The sequence below is a fragment of the Leptospira neocaledonica genome, from assembly GCF_002812205.1.
Lineage (GTDB): Bacteria > Spirochaetota > Leptospiria > Leptospirales > Leptospiraceae > Leptospira_B > Leptospira_B neocaledonica.
This window is the reverse complement of the sequence record NZ_NPEA01000003.1, coordinates 310,464-328,318: the sequence shown is the minus strand read 5'-3', so window position 1 is coordinate 328,318 and position 17,855 is coordinate 310,464. Positions and strand designations below refer to the sequence as shown.

Here is a 17,855-nt window from a genome sequence, read left to right as displayed (position 1 = left end):
GTTAGAATTGGAATCGTTTCTGGATGAGAAAGTTTCTCGTAGTCGCTTTCTAAAGTTTTTGTTCAAAACGGCCGCCATCTCGGCTATCCTTGTTCCTCAAGCTTCTTGCAAACCCGGATCCATTCCGAAATTGCATGGATTGAGTGATTCTGAATATCTCGCTTTCAAATCCTTGGAAGAAGTTTTCCTAGTTGGAAATCCAATCCAAGGATTCGACTTGGGAGTTGCTGCGGATAAGTACATCTACGGTCATCCTTATCCGATCGATACAGAATCCGTTTTGAAATTATTGGCATTCTTGCCGGGATCTTCTCTCGTTTCTCTTGCTTTAGATTTTTCTTTTACCTCTATGGTTGGGCTTTCTAAAGAAGATAGAGAGAAACGACTTCTTTCCTGGAAAAACTCTTCCTTATCTTTGAAAAGAGGCGCTTACAATATTATGCGCCAGTTGTCCTTCTTCTTAGTTTCTATGGAAAGGGATTTTAACGAACTAGTGGGATATAAAGGTTAAGAACTATGGGAGCGATTCCTGAAGCAAATTATAAGATCATCACTCCGGAAAAACATGAATCTTTGATCAAAGAAAACGGGATCAAAGACGGAGTTTGGAAATTACAAGCAGAAGCAGTTATTATTGGTTCCGGAGCGGGAGGAGCGGTAGTCGCTGCCACTCTTGCAAAAGCAGGATGGAAAGTAGTCCTGATCGAAGAAGGTGGATATTTCACTCCTGCAAAATTCACAGGAGATGAGTTTCTTTCCCAAGCTCGACTCTATAGAGATGCAGGATTTATTATAGCGGAAGAACAAACACTATCCATTCTACAAGGTAGAACTGTAGGTGGTTCTACCACTGTAAACTGGCAAACTTCTCTTTATCCTCCTGATTACGTGACGAATGAATGGGATTCCCGTTTCGGCTGGAAAGGTTACGGAAGACAGGAAATGGACGCTTATATTTCCGAAGTCCACGAAAGAATCGGTGTCCACGAAGTTCCTCCGAATTTGATCAATGCAAACAACAATACTTTGATGAAAGGTGGAAAAGCTCTAGGTCTACATCCAGAAGTATTAAAAAATAATAATAGAGGCTGTATTGGTCTCGGCCGCTGCGGTTTAGGTTGCCCCATTAACGCAAAACAATCTGCATTCTTAACTTGGATCCCTGATGCGATCGAAGCAGGTGCAACTGTAATCTCAAATATGAGAGCACAATACGTCCAAGACGGAGATATTAAAACTGTAGTTGCAGAATTCACTCCTGATCCTTACGAAAAGGCTCCAAGCAATGTTTTGGAAAAAGTAGTGATCGAAGCTCCTGTAGTGATCGTAAGTGCCGGGGCAATCGAAGGCCCTGCGTTATTACAAAGATCCGGACTAGGAAATGATTGGGTGGGAAGAAATCTAAAAGTTCATCCTACAAGTACGAACTTTGCGATCTTTGATGAGACGATCAATATGTTCTCCGGGCCTCCTCAATCTGCAGTGATCAAAGACGGTCATAACCAAGACAATACTGGTTACGGATATTGGTTAGAAGTAGCACCTTTCCGTCCTACATTAGCAAGTTCATTGATTCCTTTTTATGGACAGAGACAATTCGATGCCATGAAGAAGTATCCAAACATGAGCGCAGGGATTGTGCTTGTTCGTGACGGAGCAGATGGCGAAGCAAACGCTTCTGTGAAATGGTCTTTAGGAAGAAGAAAAGTATATTTCGAGATCACTCCAACTGACGGTAAAAATTTACTTAAAGGTCTAAAAGCATTGGCAGAAGTACAAGTTGCCGCAGGTGCAAAGGCGATTATATTCCCATTCCCTGACGTGGAAGACCCAATCCCAGTAGATAAAAATTCCAAGTTCGATTGGATTTTAGATAAGAGTATAGAACCTGGAAAGATCGCGATCGGTTCTGCTCACCCTCATGGTTCTATCCAAGCAGCTAAGTCACCCGACCTAGGTGCGGTGGATCTGGATTTCCAACTCTTCGGTCATAAGAATATTTTCGTAATGGATGCTTCTGTGTATCCTACAGGATTATCCGTAAATCCTCAAATTACGACAATGAGTGTGAATCTGAGAGCTGCAAGAGCCTTAGCACAAAGAAAGGCAGAGGTTTTAGGAAATAAATAATTCCTCTGGGAAGGCGAGAATTCCACTTTATTCATGGCGTTCTCTTCCAAAATTGGATAAATGCCTTCCTTCTTTTGTAGTATTCGGAGGGAAAATATCGGTCTCACTAGTATGGCTAGGCCGTTCTTTTCCTTCTTGATTTGCTTTAGCATACTCTTCTTTTCCAATTCTGTCTTCGCAGATTTGAAAGAAGGTAAAAAAGCCTATTCTAGAAAAGATTATACGGAAGCTCTCAAACAATTCCAAAAGTATAACGATGGAAACCCTTCTTCCGGCGAGGCCTGGATGTACATAGGTTATATCTATGAGAGCAGAAAAGATTATACTAAATCCATCCAAGCATTCAAGAAAGCTGTCGGTTTAAATCTTCCTAAAAAGGATCTGGTTAATTCTCTTACCAAGATTATTCTTTATCATAATTACCAAAGAGATTACGGAGAAGTGATCTCTTACTCCAATCGATTATTGAAAATAGATCCGGACCTTTCTCATATCCAAAAGATCCGAGCTGCCGCAGAAGAAAGATATTCTTCGGGAGGAAGTTATCGCAAACCTGTTTATCATGAAGAAGAACCCGAACAGGAAAGTGTTTCGAGTCTGGAAAAAAAGTTAAAACAGGATCCGAACAATAAAGAGATCCTTTGGAGTCTTGCATTAGCTTACTATAATGAAAAAGAATTTGCTAAGTCAGAATCTATTCTTTCCGGATTAGTAAAGAATGAACCGGAGAATGTAGAGTATGGCTATAAGTACGGCGCCCTGCTCGTGCGAGTGGGAAATTACGATGATGCACTTTCCGTTCTAAATCGTATAGAACCTAAGATCCCTTCCGAAAGGGAAAAATTACTTTATTACACACATCTGACCCAAGCAGCCGCTTATCATAAAAAGAAAAATTTCGAAGAAGCTTCCAAGTATTATCGAAAAGCGCATGCAAATAAACATACAGTTCTTCCTTTGATCGGCTTAACTAAAATTAAGTGGCAGCAAAAGGATTGTGATAACGCGATTAAAACCGCCGAAAAAGCACTCGAATACGGAGAAAAAACCAGAGAGATCCGGATGTATATCGGCCTCTGCAAGATACAGATCGGCAAAAAGGAAGAAGGTTATGATCTTCTGAAAGAGATCGGTGCCGCCATCGAAAAAGAAAATCCGGAACTGAAAGACCTACCGGATGTATATTACGACGGTATCTTAAAACTCGCCAGATATTATACAAATAACGGAAATTACGATAAGGCTCTCAAATATTTTCACGCAGTTCAACCGGACGAAGAAGAAATCAGAGAATATAATTTCTACTTAGGCAAAACTTATCTTTATACTGGCTCCGTAGAAAAAGCGATTAATCATTTGGAAAAGGTAGAGGATTCTGCTGGAGCCTATTATCTTTTAGCAAAATGTTACGCAGAGAAGAATGACCAAGAAAGAACAATGACTTACATTAAGAAATCCGGAAGCATAAAATCTTCTTACTGGGTATCTGCGGAAAAAGATAAGGCATTCAAAAAATTCAGAGCCGATGAAGGTTTCAAAACATTCTTAGAAACTAGAGCTGGAACCAGAGATCATAAAAAATCGGAAGATGATAAAGAAGACGATGATTCCCAAGACAGGGATTAGTCGTTTATTTTCTTTTAGAAAGGACCGTTTCCAAATCCACTTGGCCTGGGGCCTTCGGTTCTCCCAAACAACAATAAGTAAATTGAGATCCTATTTTTTCAGGAAAGATCCTGAATTCTTTTCCGGATTCTCCCATTAAAATCCCGCAGAAGCCGATTGGAATATTCTGTTTAGCACAAAGTTTTGAAAGTTTTAAAGCAGAATGTTGGAATTCCTCAGATTCGTCCTTGTTCTTAGGAAGTGCTGCTATCTTAAAAATCCTTTGGAAAGGAAGATCAGACTTAACAGTCGCTAAAACTTCTTCTGCAACGGGTCGTAAGAAAAATAATAATTCTTCGAAATCGGGAATTCCTGAAAAACTATGTACGGAACGAATGATCCCGAAACGATCTTCGTCAATTCCGTTAAACACAGGATTATCCTTGTCCAGTTCCAGATCTATATAATGTTTTCCTGATTCTAATCCGGAAAGCAAAGGTGCAATGTTTTCCCGATTCCAAACCCCTAGACTTTGCAGACTAGAATCTTCCGGTTGCCTATAAGTGAATACGCAAGATGCGTTTAGTTCTTTTATTTTAACTAGGATTTTTTCCGGGGTATCCTTGCCGGAATGGAATTGGTCCAAACGGATCTCTAAAAAATCGGCCTCCGGAAGAATTTTTAGTCCAAAAAACTCTTCTTCATTCAAGGTAAGAATGATCCGTATTTTTTGAGAGTCGTTTTGGCTCATCTAGAATCAAAGTCCTTTTTGTAAAAGGTCGTGGATAGAAACGATACCAAGCAAGGTTCCATTATTGGAAACAATTGGCGCTACTGAAATAGGCTTTTCTCTTCTTTCCATGGATTGTAAAACATCATAAGCCATGATTCCGCTTTCGAATACGGTCGGTTTTGGGTTCATCAATTCCTTTGCTTTGATGGATTTGTCGAGCTTCCCTGCGTTTAATAATCTTCTAATATCGTAATCTGTTACGAATCCGATCAATTTACCGTTTGGATCTACAACTCCTGTTGCGCCCACGAGTTTAGTTGTGATCTCGGAAAGAACTTCTTCTAAACTTGCATCGGAGTTTACCTTTGCAAGTTTGTCTCCCTTTCTCATTACATCGTCGACTTTCAGGGATAATCTTTTTCCAAGTCTTCCAGCAGGATGATATAATGCAAAATCCTCTTTCTGGAAATTTCTAAGTTCCATCAATGCCATTGCGATCGCATCTCCCAACATCAATGCGATTGTTGTACTGGAAGTTGGTGCAAGTTCAAGAGGACATGCTTCTTTTAATACAGGAGTTAAGATTACAATATCACAGTCCAAGGCCAATCTGGATTGAGGGTTCGCAGTTAATCCTACCAATTTGGCACCTATACTTTTTATGGTAGGAAGAAGGTTGAGTAATTCTTCGCTTTCTCCGCTCTTACCGATTGCGATGACAACGTCGCCTTGTGCTAAAATTCCTGCATCACCATGCGCTGCATCGGATGGATGAAGAAAATAAGAAGGAGTCCCTGTAGAAGATAACGTAGATGCGATCTTTTTACCTACGTCTCCCGACTTTCCAACACCGGTTACGATTACCTTACCTTTGGATTGGAAGATCAGCTCTACCGCTTTTTCAACATTTGGATCTAGGTTCTCTCTAAAATGAAGGATTGCTTCGATCTCGGTGTCCAAAGCTTTTTTAACTTTATCTAATGTATTTCCCACTTCTAATTCTCCTCGTCCGTTTCCAATAGTTCCGAATCCAATTCCAAGGATACCGTAGTATCCATTCCGGAAATAGAAACAAAAATAGACGATTTACTTCCTTTTCGAACTACTCTGGCCTTTCTATCTTTAAAAGGTCCACTTCTGATCAGTACCTTTTTACCCGGAGCCAGCATCTTTTCCCTTTCGATTTTGATCCTATCCGGATACTCGGTTACAAGCTGGCGGATTGTCTCGATATCGTTCTCTTCGATTACAAGAGGAGTTTCCCCAATCGAAACGAATCTTACTACTCCTGAGGTCTCCAGGACTTTTAGCTTTTCTGTTCTTATATCAATTTTTACGAATACATAAGAAGGAAAAACAGGTACCAGAACAGTTTTAATCCGATCAGACCATTGTTTTTTGGTCGAGATAATCGGCAAGTATTGGGTTATTCCCTTTTTCGAAAGTTCTAACGCTACCTTCTTCTCTGTTCTGGAGTTGGTATAAATTGCATACCATGATTTAAAAGATTCACTCATCTGATTCAATACGAAAGGATACCGGAATAATTATGATGTTTCCTTCCGGTAGTTGAAATTTCCAGCTAGAAACCGATCTTTTAAAATGTGTCTCGAAAACCTTATATTTGCATGGTTTGATAGTGGTGATTCGTTTAGCGACTCCGTTGGCTCCGATCATAACTTCCCATGAACAATCGGATTCCAATCTTTGTTCCAAGGCTTCCGGAGGAAAATGGATCTCGTTTTTAAATCTTTCAATCTCTGCCTCCGGTGTTCCTGCAAGGCCGGAGTTAGAAGAAATATCTGGGCCTTCTCCTGGATTTTTAGGGAGTGAAAAATGTAAGCTTGGAATCTGTCCCTTGCTAAGACTGAGTTTAATCTGTTCCGAAAAATTTTCAGGGTTCAGATTTCGGATCAAATAGTAAGATAAAAATAGAACCGCATGAAAAGAGAGAGAAATGAAAAAAGAAACCCTGGACCCCATAGGATTAATACAATTTTACTAGTATAATAAGTATTGAATTTTTCTTGAATCGAATTTTCAAATTCGTAAAACTCTGCCCGATGCAATCTTTCGATTCAGTTCACGGTACAACGATCGAGATCATTTCGATTTTGGTCACCTGCTCATTTGTGGGTTGGATCACAAACTATATCGCTGTTCAAATGATTTTTTACCCGATTAGGTTCAGAGGTTACGGAATATTAGGCTGGCAAGGAATCATTCCAAGGCATTCTCAGAAAATGGCAGGGCTTATTTCGGATGTGATGATGGAAAGATTGATCCGACCTTATGATCTGTATAAAAAGATAGACCCGGTACAAATTTCAGATCTGATCCGAGATAGGATCGGAGAGAAATCATCTTCTATAGTCAAAGAACTATTTTTTGCAGACAATCCAGTGATCTGGTCCATGGTTCCGGAAGAAGCAAAACAAATTTTAGAAAAAGAGATTCGCGAAGATATTCCGAAAAAGATAGAAGAAATTTATACTTCTTTCGGCAAGAACCTGGAAAGTATATTAGGTATTGGTGATTTAATAAAAGAGTCCCTTTCGGGAGAGAATGCAAATGTCCTTTCGGAAATTTTCAGAAGATGTGGAGGTCCTGAATTTAGATTTATCGTTCGTTCCGGAATCTATTTCGGGTTTTTGATTGGATGTATCCAAGTCTTGTTCATCGCATATTTAAACCAATGGTGGACCATGCCCATCATGGGAGTTTTTGTAGGTTATATTACTAACTGGCTGGCGATCCTTATGATCTTCTCTCCATTGCAGCCTAAAAACTTTTTATTTTTCAAATACCAAGGACTTTTCTTAAAAAGACAGATAGATGTTTCCAGAGAATTTGCATCTGTGGTAGCTTCCAAAATTTTAGATCCCGAAAGTTTGATAGGAGTGATCTTCAAAGGGAAAGGAGGAGACTTGATCATTACGGAACTTCTTTCCAAATCCAAAGAATTGATGGATGAGAAATTAAAGAAAAAAATCCCATATGCTTCTTTGATTTTAGGCTCTAAAAAGTTAGAAGAATTGAAGGAGAAGATCGCAAATTCTATTCTAGAACTGGTGCCTGAAACTGCAGACAAAATGAAAGATTATATCGAAGAGAGATTAGAGATCGAAAAATTGGTCTTCGAAAATTTAAGTATACTACCTCCGGAAGAATTCGAACATCTTTTGCATTCAGTCTTTAAAGAAGATGAGCCTACCCTGATTAGTTTAGGCGCATTTCTTGGTGGTATCGCTGGTTGTATCCAAGCATATCTTGTTTTTATAAAGTAGGATTGCGGTCGGTTTTTAAGATAGATTCTTCTATAAAATAAACCGAAAGTATTATATTTTCAGCAAATCTTTTCAGAATTATTTCTCTTTAAAATTCGGATTTATTTAAATCAACGAACGACTTTCCTAAATTCACTATACCAAACTTGACTTCAAAAAATTACTGAAAATATGAGAAAGAACCTACCTATTACAGGCCGGGAAATTCAGTTCGCTGAATCGGCCGTAATTATTTCCAGAACCGATTCAAAAGGTAAGATCACTTATGTTTCCAAAGACTTTGCGGATGTAAGCGGTTTTTCGGAAGAAGAGATGTTGGGCCAACCTCATAATATTGTCCGTCATCCTGATATACCACCTGCAGTTTACGAGGACCTTTGGGACACTGTTCAATCCGGTCGTCCTTGGAATGCGATTGTAAAAAATCGTGCAAAGAATGGAGACCATTATTGGGTGGATGCTACAGTTACTCCTGTTCTAGAAAACGGAGTGATCACTGGGTATATGTCTGTTCGTAAGAAGACATCCAGACAACAAATTGAGAAGGCAGAAAAACTTTTTGCGAGAATGAACGGAGAATCAAAACTCCTTAGAACAATTTTCTCATTTGTAAATTCGATCCGAGTAAAATTCGGATATCTTGGGCTTGTGACATTCACATTCGCATGTATATTTATACCTTCTTCTTATTTAGGTTTGAAATTATTCTTAACGGACCCAGTCGCTTCTACCTTAACCTTTCTTGCCGTGGTGTTGGGATTTTCGCTTTGTTTGAGAACTATCTATAAACTGAAAAAGAAAATGTCCGAAACCTTAGAGATCGTTGGTAAGGTAGTGAATGGAAATCTTGCTTCTGAATTTCCGAGAAAAGAAGGGGTCGAAGACGCTGATAGAATTTATTCGAACTTTAGATGTATGACCATCAGTCTCTGGGGACTTCTGGTACAAATGAAAGAGAACTATCAGAGAAACTTGAGATTGTACGAGGAACTTTTTCAATCGGTAGGTTCTTTCGAAAGGGTTTCCCAAAAGCAGGCGCATGCGGTTCAAGAAACTGCAGCGGCTTCGCATGAACTTTCCAAAACGATCGATGAGATCGTATTAACCATCAGCGAGCAAACTAGAAGTTTATCCAATGTAAACGATAGTATCGGTTCTATTGACGTGTCTTTGGGAGAAACTTCCAAATCGATGCAAAACTTGGAGTCTCAAGCGGGGAATGTAGCGGATAAGGCTGAACAAGCAAAACAGATCTTTAATGAAGCAATCCAATCCATGGACCAGATACGTTCTTATTCCAATGAGATCAACAAGATAGTAGGTATTATCACAAGTATTTCAGAAAGAACAAACATGCTTGCATTAAATGCATCTATAGAATCTGCAAGAGCAGGAGAAGCAGGAAAAGGATTTTCCGTAGTCGCGGATGAGATTTCCAAATTGGCAGAACAAACTAAGTCGAGTATCAAAGATATCACTTACCTTGTAAAAAGTACATCCAACTCAGTGGAAGTCGGTGCTTTGAAAGTGGGACAGTCTGTAGATGTATTCGAGAATCTTCAGAACTATATTGAAGAAGTTCATAATTCTTCATCTAAGGTAAAAAGTCTTTTGCAGGAACAGTCCAAAAGATTAGGAGAAATACGAAGTAGTTCCGATCAGGTCCTGGTTTTGGGAAAGATGATGGCGGGAACTTCCGAACAACAAAAACTTTCTGCTGGAGAAATTTCGGATTCTATGAGTGCTATTTCCAAATCAGCAGAAGATATAGCTGCTACTTCCGAGAATATTAGGCATTCTGTAAAAGATACCTTGGAACATTCCCAAAAATTTGGCGGAATTTTGAGTCATTTTAAAACGGAATAGGTCCTAAAAACCGGCTGATTTTTCATGCGGTTCTTCTTCATTTCACCGTAGGAATTCCTACAAAAAAGCCGATATCTATTTTAGAATGGAGAATCGTTTCCTACGTCTTGCGCTCTTACTTGCAATCATAGTGACTCTTCTTTCCTATTGGAATCATGGATGGGTTTCTTATTTAAAAGACTTCGTGGTTTTTATACATGAAGCTGGACATGCGATCGCAACTCTTATCTCCGGCGGTTCTGTTCAGATGATTGAACTGAACGGTGACGAGGCAGGACAAACTGTTGCATCTCCTACATCCGGAAAAAGTCCTTTTATATTCGTAGTCTCTGCAGGTTATTTGGGTTCTTGTTTGGTCGGAGGATTTTTGATCAATAGGGGATTCAAAGGAAATTTAGTTCGTCCCACATTGTTACTTTTGGGGGGCGCAGTTTTATTACTCACGTTAAACTATACATCTTCCGGAGGGCTTGCTCAAAGGACTGGTTTACTTTGGGGAATTTTTCTTTTGATCTCTTCCTTTCTTCCATTCGGTTGGGATCGATTGATCACGGTGTTTTTAGGAACAAGTGTGAGCTTATATAGTCTGTATGATCTTTTAGATTTTACTGAGAATGTTCAGAATACTGATGCAGGTATTTTAGCGTACTGGGCAACTGGAACATCTCCGGGAGGAGCTGTTCCGAAATCGGTTTTGTTCCTGGGATATTTGATTGCTCTACTCTGGTCTTTTTTTAGCGTATCCATCATATTCTTTTCATTGAAGAGAGCAGTAGCTCCTCGTCCGGTTCCGGATGAGACTCCTGGATTTGATGAAGGGCCGGTAGTTGGTTTAGACAATCCCTTTCCTGGAGAAGTTACTCCTGAAGTATTGGAATGGTTTTTAAGTAGAGGTTTGGATCTGAACGGTAAACCTCTCCCTCCGGAATTTACGAATATAGAGAGAATTGATGGGTAATAGAGTACTAGTGACCGGCGGAGCCGGATTTATCGGATCTCATTTATGTGAAAGGCTGATACAAGAAGGTAACGAAGTTATCTGCGTAGATAATTTTCATACAGGAAGAAAGAAGAATGTTGAAAAACTTCTTTCTAACCCTCGCTTCGAATTAATACGTCATGATATCACTGAGCCGATCCGACTCGAAGTAGATCAGATCTATAACTTTGCTTGTCCTGCGAGCCCTATTCATTATCAATCCAACGCGATCAAAACTATTAAAACCAATGTGCTCGGGACTACGAACATGTTGGGACTTGCTAAAAGAGTAAAGGCAAGAATCTTACAAGCTTCTACTAGCGAAGTTTATGGAAATCCGATCGAACATCCTCAAAAAGAAACTTATTGGGGAAATGTAAACCCGATCGGAATCAGAAGTTGTTATGACGAAGGAAAGAGGGTAGCAGAAACTCTTTGTTTCGATTATCACAGAAATCATAAAGTGGACATAAGAGTTATCCGTATCTTCAACACGTACGGGCCTCGTATGCTTCCGGACGACGGAAGAGTGGTAAGTAATTTTGTGGTCCAAGCACTTGCCGGAAAAGACATCACGGTTTATGGAGATGGATCTCAAACTAGATCCTTCTGTTATGTGGATGATCTTGTAGACGGTATCATTAGAATGATGAACACCCAGGACTTCAATGGTCCTGTGAACTTGGGAAATGACGGAGAGTTTACGGTTAAGGAACTAGCGGAGTTAGTTTTAAAAGAGACTGGCTCTTCTTCCAAGATCATTTATAAAACTCTTCCCCAAGACGATCCTGCCCGTAGAAAGCCGGATCTGACTTTAGCTAGACAAAAACTGGGTTACGAACCTAAGGTTCCTTTATTAGAAGGAATCAGGAAAACAGTCGATTATTTCAAAAATCACTTGGATTAATCGTTCGCCGAGAAAATCTGGACCTACTTTTCCCCTATCAGGGAATTTAACCGAAAAATTGAGTTTCGAGTAGGCTGTATGAATATCGGAGTTTTAAAAGAAGCTAAGGAAGAAACTAGGGTAGCCGTTACCCCGGACGTAGTCGACGCCTTAAAAAAAATCGGTGCTTCTGTTATCATCGAAAAGGGCGCTGGAGAAGGTTCTTATTTCTCTGACGAAGATTATAAAAAAGCCGGCGCGTCCATTCAATCTCGCGCTGATATCCTGAAAAAATCCGACCTAGTTGTGAGCATTCACTTAGCGGATGGAGCAAGTTTATCCAAGATTAAAAAAGGGGCCTTCTATTTAGGAATGTTCCAACCTGCGGTTAATCCTCAGGTAATCAAAAAGCTTGCTTCTGGGAAAGTTACAGTATTGAGTTTGGATGCGATCGCTCGTATCACTCGTGCTCAGTCTATGGACGTTCTTTCGTCCCAAGCAACTGTTGCTGGATATAAAGCTGTTCTCATAGCTTCTACTTATTTGACTAGATTCTTCCCAATGTTAACTACCGCTGCTGGAACAATCACTCCTGCTTCCGTGCTTATCATTGGTGCTGGTGTTGCAGGTTTACAAGCAATTGCAAGCTCCAGAAGATTGGGTGCGGTAGTAGACGTATTCGATACTCGTCCTGAAGTAAAAGAACAAGTTCAATCTCTTGGCGCTAAATTCGTAGAAGTCGAAGGTGCAAGCCACTCTGCAGCTGCAGGCGGTTACGCTGTAGAACAAACCGAAGAATACAAAAAACGCCAGCAAGAAGCGATCGAAAAATTCGCGGCTAAAGCGGATGTGATCATCACTACAGCTTTGATTCCAGGAAGAAAAGCTCCGATCATTATCACTAAAAAGATCGTAGATAGAATGAAAGCCGGCTCTGTAGTAATCGACCTTGCTTCTCCAAACGGAGGAAACTGCGAGTATACTCAACACGGCAAAGTTGTCTTAACTAAAAACGGAGTTTCCGTAGTTGGTCATCAAAACCTTGCAGGTTCTCTTCCTTCAGATGCTTCTAGAATGTTTGCTAAAAACATATTAAATTATCTGAAATTATTGGTTAAAGAGAAGAAGATTAACTTTGATTTAAACGACGAAGTTATCGCTTCTACGACGATCACTCATGAAGGAGAGATCCGTCACAAACTGACTTTGGACGCCTTAGGTGGTTCCAAACAAGACGGGAAGAAGCCAGCGGCCAAGAAAAAGGCCTAAACTTCCGAAACAAGTTCCTATCAACCACCCTCCGAGCACATCGGAGGGAAAATGGTGGAGAGATAATAATCTACCAATCCCCGCCAAAAGACTAAGCACTAAAAACCATTCCGGAAAACCGAACAAGAACACTAAGATTAACGCTGCAGTCATCGAATTAGATGCATGAGCGGAAGGAAAAGAATGTTTCATATCCGGATTTTGATCCACTTTTCCGGCTACAGTGACTAGCGGTCTTTTACGAGCTATTAGCTTCTTTAATACTAAAACAAAACGATCATTTGCATAGGCGACAAGCCCTGCATAAGGAATTACAATCCACCAAGGATAAGGTAGACTTCCTTTCCATGCAGCGTAAGCGAGATACGGTAGAATAAGAACTAACATGATCTCTCCACGATTGATCCTGGAGAGAGTTCTGTTCAGAATTGGAGAATGGATTTTTTCGCGAATAAACATCGCGATTGCATAATCTATTCTTTCGAAAGCGGATAATTTTTCCAATATGTTCTTATCCAAGTAAGGATTTCCGTAAAATGGAGATTAGATCGGATCTGGAAACAGAAGATTGTTCTCCCGAAACGATATCTTTTAACTGAACCTTGTTTTCTGAGAGTTCGGATTCTCCTAAGAAGATCAAGAAACGATATCCTTTTTTTTCCGCCGTCTGGATTTGTTTGCCGAGTTTTGCAGGCTCTAGCATTGTTTCCACTCCGATTCCTTCTTTCCTAAGTTCTTCTGCAAGTTTCAAAACTTCAGGAAAAATTTTATCGTCCATCAAGGGAATTAAAACAGCAGTTTTGGAATTCAGATCCTTCGGAACCAGGCCATGTCCTTCTAAAAAGTTTTTGAAGGTTACATCTCCTAATCCGAAACCGATCCCCGAAAGTTGTTCATTGGAGAATAATCCGATCAGGTTGTCGTATCTTCCTCCGCCGTACAAGGATCTTCTGTTTTCAGGATTGGTATCAAATACTTCGAAAATACAACCTGTATAATAATCAAAACCACGGATGATAGAAGGATCGAATTCGAGTTGGTCTTTGATCCCCAATGATGCCAGATCCGAAAATAGGTTCCGAATAAATTCAACGGAAGAAGGATCTATCCCTTCTAAATCTCCGATTGTTTGGAGATTAGTATCTAGATACTTGTAGATGAGAGTTAATTGTTTTTCTGGATTGGAAAGCAGAGGTTTGATCTCTTCTTCAAAAGCCTCTTTGCTGATCTTGGATTTTTTATCCAAAAGTTTGGAAACTGCGTGTGCCTTTTCGGGAGCTAAAGCCAGAGTTTGGTTCAAGAAGGAATCTAATATCCCTCTATGAGATACCTTGATCTGATAACTTCCTTTTGGAGCTTTAAAATTTTCTAAAATTGCATTTGCGATCAGTATGATCTCTACTTCTGCTCTATAGGAATTTACTCCGAACAGATCCACATTTAGTTGCCAATGTTCTCGTAAACGTCCTTTACCAGGTTGTTCGTATCTCCATAAGTTCGGGATGGAAAACCATCGGATCGGCTTGGCAAGATTTCTAACTTCTCCAGCTACCATTCTTGCCAGAGTAGGAGTCATTTCAGGACGGATCGCAACATGACGATCTCCTTTGTCCGTAAAATCATACAATTGTCTTTGTACGATCTCTTCTCCGCTTTTTGCTAGATATAGTTCGAAAGATTCTAGGATGGGGCCGTCGTATTCTTCGTAGCCGAAAGATTGGACTGTCTTCCTCATTACGGAAAACATCCAATTTCGGAATCTCATTTCATCCGGATAAAAATCTCTCGTCCCCTTGTATGGGGCTGTAGGTAAAAAGGCTTTCTGTTTTTCCAAGTCTCTTAGACGCTCTTAATGAAGCTTAAATTCTTCTTTAATAGAGTCATATTCGTCTTGGCATCATTGGAGCCAACTATTTCTGCACCGACTAGGTAAATTTCCCCGATTTGAGAAATATGTCGGATTTTAAACGCGAATCTCAGTGGAGCTTGCATCTTAAAAGTTATATCCGCAGTAAAGAAAGGTTTATGCAGAAAGGATTCGACTAGCTGGGATTCGGTTACTTCCAAAAGAATTCCACCTTCCGAAGCGTTGATCACGTTTTGGCGGATATCAACGTCAAGAGTGTTGGAGTCTTCTATCCTATCGTTAAACACGTCTTCTAATTCGGCGTATTTTTTCAAGATAGCAGGATCTAAAATTCTATCCTTAGTCTCCGCATAACCTAAAGCAACAAGTTTAGGTCCGGAAGGATCTTTGTAATAGATCGGATAGATTGCAAAAGATTGTATCTTCCCGGAACGATACACTTTGGTCCTATCTTCCAGGATCATCTCCTCTTCTAATTCTTGTTTTAGATCCAGGATATTGAAACCGTTGGATTCTTCTTTAGAAAGAGGATCCATACTAATCGCATCTTTTACAAAGATGGTTTTACCGGTACGTTTGGATAATTCCTGTTCAAAGCTGAGTTCTTTTCCCGAAGGAAATACCAATCTGGAATAAGGGTATTCGGATAAGATATTCTTGTGTAAGTCGGTCAGAAGGATTTGGCCCGAAGTTCCCAGAACTTTCGTAGAATCCTGCTCTTTCTTGAGCATATGAAATCTATGAGCGACCACTTTACCTTGTAGGCCTTCAATTCTTGGAAGAATGCGGCCATCTTTGGCGATCCTTACATATTCAGGAGAACAGATCACTACTCCATCTTCATGATTGATCGAATCTACTCTAAATCCGATTTCCATATGTTTACTTAAGGTCTTGTAAACAGTGATCTCCCCTTCTTCATTCAGAGATTCCGGATCGATCCTAAGGAAAATTTTTCCTTCTGGAGTAGTTTGTAGGATTTGCAATTCTTGTTTTAGGGGATTCTCTTTCAGAAAGAGTCCGTTGTTATGTACGTACTCTTTCAGAATATAACCGACTTTCTGAGGATCCCGGATCGTATCCCATATTCTTGGTGATTGTAGGTAAGATCGGTACTCGACTTCCATCTGCTCTCCTGTTATAGCTTGCGGAAGTCGACCCTCCTGTTTTTAGCTCTTCCGTCTTCGGTAGAGTTATCTTCGTCAGGTCTGGAATACCAATAAGCTCTGGTTTTTAACCTAGAAGCTTGGATTCCTTTGCTACGAACGTAGTCAAAAACTTTCCGCGCTCTGTTCCCGCTTAAGCGAGTATTATATTCTTTGGAAGCTATATTATCAGTATGGCCCCCAATCTCTATTTTATCCGACGGATTCTTCTTGAGATAGTCTACAATCAGATCAAGTTGCTTGCGATGTGCGTCAGTTACTTCGGTCTTATTGAATTCAAAATAGAGTTTAGTACTTAAAACAGCTGGGACTTCCGAATCTTTCCTTAAAGCGATAGAAATTGTGGAACCGGATTTAATATCTTTCTTCAAGATATTAACACTTTCGGAAATATATTTCTCAGCCTTTGCAAAGATCTCAAAATCAGTGTCGGGAATCAACTCGATATGGAAATTTTTTGACAAACTGTTGTATTTTAAGATTTCTCCCTGTCTATTCTTAGGAGTAAAAACTGTAGCGCTCGCTCCAGCGATTGGCTCTTTAGTAGTAGCATCCACAACTACCACATTAAGTCCCTTTCCTTTATCTCCGTCACCTGTGCTAACGATCTTACCTTTTTCTTCATCCTTGATAGGAAGAAGAACATAGGTCTTATAAACTTTTTTATTTCTCTCTACGTTTCCACGTAAGTCGAGCTTGTCCTCAGTGGGATAAAAACCGGGGGAAGAAATTTCTACTTTATACAATCTTCCTGTTTTTAAAACGGTTTTAAAATTAGTAGGATTTCCTTTAGAAAGATCTCCGCCTATTCTTCTGGAGGTAATGGTTCTAGAAGGACCTACACTATCGGAAATTTTGATAGTAGCATCCAAACCTATCATTGTGGCCTCGGAGCCATCCAGAACCAATCCTTGGAAGGATACATCATAGGAATTCCTGAGATTTTCAGGGACCTGGAATCTATAAATATCGTATTGGCCCTGTCCCCCATTTCTATTGGAAGAAATATAGGCCCATAGGCCTTCGTGATCGAAAGAAATTCCTTCCGAGTCTATTCCTTCTGAACCATCTAAATTGAAAGGATGAGGTAGTTTTTCTAAACTTCCTGTTTCAGGAACTGGATGAGGAAGATTCGTTTTAGAAATTGTAAGTTTATCTTCGGCATCTTCCGTATCTGAATTTCCTGGAAGATTTAAGAAGCTGCGATATAAAGAAAACTTTTTGCGATCATTCTCTCTATTAGAAGAGAAGAATAACTGTTCTCCATCCGGATGAATATAAGGAAGAATTTCACTGGCCTTTGAATTGATTTCCGATCCTAAGTTGATTGGACTAGACCAAGCACCAGTAGAGAGATTTCTGTAACTCACCCAAAGATCATATTCTCCATAACCACCAGGACGATCGGAAGAGAAGATAAGATATTTTCCATCCGGAGAAACAGCAGGCATCTTTTCAGTCCAATTGGAATTGATCTCGGAAATCCCGATCAGATCGCTCCAACGTCTTGTTTTTTCATCTCGTTTAGTATAATAAATATCTAATGCGTCAAAACCTTCTCTATCCGCTTTTACATTCCGGATAGAAGTGAGGAAAATTTCCTCGGGATTTCCGAATTCGTCGAAACGAATAGAGATCCCACCTTCGTACTTATCTGTGTTGAATAATTTGGATTTTTTTTCTCCGGAAGGGAGTTCCTTTTTATTCTGCTCCCAGATGTCCTGGTTCAGGTTAACCGGCTTTTTCCAATCAGCTTCTCCGTCCCTTTTTTTGTAATTTGCGTTTTCGGAAAGCCAGATGTCCATCTCTCCTTCTCCGCCAGGACGATTGGATTGGAAGATCAGATATCTTCCGTCAGGACTAATGATCGGATTGTATTCTACGTTCTGTGTATTTAAAGGAGACCCGAAATTTCTTTCCAAGAGTGTGGGAACAGGTTGTGCGGATCCATCCCAGGAAAATAAAAAAAACAGAAGAGCCCCGGCAAGGAGGGAGCTTAGAAAATGATTTCGTTTTATAACGAGTCCTTTTCCTTGATTGTAAAAAAACATCTTGTATTTAGTATCG

General features: G+C 40.0%; 16 protein-coding genes. 8 read left to right on the top strand and 8 right to left on the bottom strand.

All coding sequences use genetic code 11. From position 1 onward, the window contains the following. Window positions 1–7: 7 nt before the first annotated feature. The 3 genes from CH365_RS06425 (at window position 8) to CH365_RS06415 (ending at window position 3,756) form a co-directional block, all read left to right on the top strand. Entirely contained in the window at window positions 8–511 is a 504-nt protein-coding gene (locus CH365_RS06425; protein WP_100767758.1) for a hypothetical protein, read from the top strand. A 5-nt stretch (window positions 512–516) separates the two neighbouring features. Next, entirely contained in the window at window positions 517–2,130 is a 1,614-nt protein-coding gene (locus CH365_RS06420) for a GMC family oxidoreductase (RefSeq protein WP_100767757.1), read from the top strand. A 111-nt stretch (window positions 2,131–2,241) separates the two neighbouring features. Beyond that, a complete protein-coding gene (locus CH365_RS06415; protein WP_100767756.1) occupies window positions 2,242–3,756 on the top strand; it encodes a tetratricopeptide repeat protein in 1,515 nt (504 codons plus the stop codon). Window positions 3,757–3,760: 4 nt separating this feature from the next. Here CH365_RS06415 and CH365_RS06410 read toward each other — a convergent pair whose 3' ends face one another. Genes CH365_RS06410 through CH365_RS06395 form a run of 4 tightly spaced genes read right to left on the bottom strand, consistent with a single transcriptional unit; the run spans window position 3,761 to window position 6,451 of the window. Next, window positions 3,761–4,486 carry a type I 3-dehydroquinate dehydratase gene (locus CH365_RS06410; protein WP_100767755.1) on the bottom strand — a complete coding sequence of 242 codons (726 nt, stop codon included), beginning with the start codon at window positions 4,484–4,486 and terminating at the stop codon, window positions 3,761–3,763. 6 nt (window positions 4,487–4,492) lie between these two features. Then, entirely contained in the window at window positions 4,493–5,461 is a 969-nt protein-coding gene (locus CH365_RS06405; protein ID WP_100767754.1) for a KpsF/GutQ family sugar-phosphate isomerase, read from the bottom strand. Between the two features lie 2 nt (window positions 5,462–5,463). After that, a complete protein-coding gene (locus tag CH365_RS06400) occupies window positions 5,464–5,985 on the bottom strand; it encodes a UpxY family transcription antiterminator (protein WP_208861163.1) in 522 nt (173 codons plus the stop codon). After that, window positions 5,978–6,451, bottom strand: a complete 474-nt coding sequence (locus CH365_RS06395) for an LIC_10042 family TonB-like protein (RefSeq protein WP_100767752.1) — start codon at window positions 6,449–6,451, stop codon at window positions 5,978–5,980. The genes CH365_RS06400 and CH365_RS06395 overlap by 8 nt, the downstream gene beginning before the upstream one ends. Before the next feature lie 80 nt (window positions 6,452–6,531). Between CH365_RS06395 and CH365_RS06390 the strand changes: the two genes are divergently transcribed. From CH365_RS06390 to CH365_RS06370, 5 genes are all read left to right on the top strand, one after another. After that, window positions 6,532–7,755 (top strand): DUF445 domain-containing protein, encoded by a 1,224-nt coding sequence (locus tag CH365_RS06390; protein ID WP_100767751.1) that lies wholly within the window; start codon window positions 6,532–6,534, stop codon window positions 7,753–7,755. Window positions 7,756–7,926: 171 nt separating this feature from the next. Next, a complete protein-coding gene (locus tag CH365_RS06385) occupies window positions 7,927–9,621 on the top strand; it encodes a methyl-accepting chemotaxis protein (RefSeq protein ID WP_100767750.1) in 1,695 nt (564 codons plus the stop codon). Between the two features lie 85 nt (window positions 9,622–9,706). Next, window positions 9,707–10,579 carry a M50 family metallopeptidase gene (locus tag CH365_RS06380; protein ID WP_100767749.1) on the top strand — a complete coding sequence of 291 codons (873 nt, stop codon included), beginning with the start codon at window positions 9,707–9,709 and terminating at the stop codon, window positions 10,577–10,579. Further along, window positions 10,572–11,507 (top strand): UDP-glucuronic acid decarboxylase family protein, encoded by a 936-nt coding sequence (locus CH365_RS06375; RefSeq protein WP_425268539.1) that lies wholly within the window; start codon window positions 10,572–10,574, stop codon window positions 11,505–11,507. The genes CH365_RS06380 and CH365_RS06375 overlap by 8 nt, the downstream gene beginning before the upstream one ends. A gap of 78 nt (window positions 11,508–11,585) precedes the next feature. Further along, the gene (locus CH365_RS06370; RefSeq protein WP_100767747.1) at window positions 11,586–12,755 is read left to right on the top strand and encodes a Re/Si-specific NAD(P)(+) transhydrogenase subunit alpha; all 1,170 of its coding nucleotides are present in this window, start codon (window positions 11,586–11,588) and stop codon (window positions 12,753–12,755) included. On the opposite strand, the gene CH365_RS06365 is transcribed toward CH365_RS06370, so the two are convergent. From CH365_RS06365 to CH365_RS06350, 4 genes are read right to left on the bottom strand one after another with little or no spacing between them, the layout of a single operon-like run. Next, window positions 12,702–13,214 carry a phosphatase PAP2 family protein gene (locus tag CH365_RS06365; RefSeq protein WP_100767879.1) on the bottom strand — a complete coding sequence of 171 codons (513 nt, stop codon included), beginning with the start codon at window positions 13,212–13,214 and terminating at the stop codon, window positions 12,702–12,704. The genes CH365_RS06370 and CH365_RS06365 overlap by 54 nt on opposite strands. A 52-nt stretch (window positions 13,215–13,266) precedes the next feature. After that, entirely contained in the window at window positions 13,267–14,589 is a 1,323-nt protein-coding gene (gene hisS, locus CH365_RS06360) for a histidine--tRNA ligase (protein ID WP_100767746.1), read from the bottom strand. A 5-nt stretch (window positions 14,590–14,594) separates the two neighbouring features. Then, complete coding sequence (locus tag CH365_RS06355; RefSeq protein ID WP_100767745.1) at window positions 14,595–15,749, bottom strand: DUF1577 domain-containing protein; 1,155 nt, start codon at window positions 15,747–15,749, stop codon at window positions 14,595–14,597. Between the two features lie 11 nt (window positions 15,750–15,760). Then, window positions 15,761–17,839, bottom strand: coding sequence for an OmpA family protein (locus CH365_RS06350; RefSeq protein WP_100767744.1), 2,079 nt, complete (start codon window positions 17,837–17,839; stop codon window positions 15,761–15,763). Window positions 17,840–17,855 lie beyond the last annotated feature (16 nt).

Coding starts and splice junctions, on each gene's coding strand:
- CH365_RS06420 (WP_100767757.1), top strand. CDS start 517: ATGGGAGCGATTCCTGAAGCAAATTATAAGATCATCACTCCGGAAAAA.
- CH365_RS06415 (WP_100767756.1), top strand. CDS start 2,242: ATGGCTAGGCCGTTCTTTTCCTTCTTGATTTGCTTTAGCATACTCTTC.
- CH365_RS06410 (WP_100767755.1), bottom strand. CDS start 4,486: ATGAGCCAAAACGACTCTCAAAAAATACGGATCATTCTTACCTTGAAT.
- CH365_RS06400 (WP_208861163.1), bottom strand. CDS start 5,985: ATGAGTGAATCTTTTAAATCATGGTATGCAATTTATACCAACTCCAGA.
- CH365_RS06395 (WP_100767752.1), bottom strand. CDS start 6,451: ATGGGGTCCAGGGTTTCTTTTTTCATTTCTCTCTCTTTTCATGCGGTT.
- CH365_RS06390 (WP_100767751.1), top strand. CDS start 6,532: ATGCAATCTTTCGATTCAGTTCACGGTACAACGATCGAGATCATTTCG.
- CH365_RS06385 (WP_100767750.1), top strand. CDS start 7,927: ATGAGAAAGAACCTACCTATTACAGGCCGGGAAATTCAGTTCGCTGAA.
- CH365_RS06380 (WP_100767749.1), top strand. CDS start 9,707: ATGGAGAATCGTTTCCTACGTCTTGCGCTCTTACTTGCAATCATAGTG.
- CH365_RS06375 (WP_425268539.1), top strand. CDS start 10,572: ATGGGTAATAGAGTACTAGTGACCGGCGGAGCCGGATTTATCGGATCT.
- CH365_RS06370 (WP_100767747.1), top strand. CDS start 11,586: ATGAATATCGGAGTTTTAAAAGAAGCTAAGGAAGAAACTAGGGTAGCC.
- CH365_RS06365 (WP_100767879.1), bottom strand. CDS start 13,214: ATGTTTATTCGCGAAAAAATCCATTCTCCAATTCTGAACAGAACTCTC.
- CH365_RS06355 (WP_100767745.1), bottom strand. CDS start 15,749: ATGGAAGTCGAGTACCGATCTTACCTACAATCACCAAGAATATGGGAT.
- CH365_RS06350 (WP_100767744.1), bottom strand. CDS start 17,839: ATGTTTTTTTACAATCAAGGAAAAGGACTCGTTATAAAACGAAATCAT.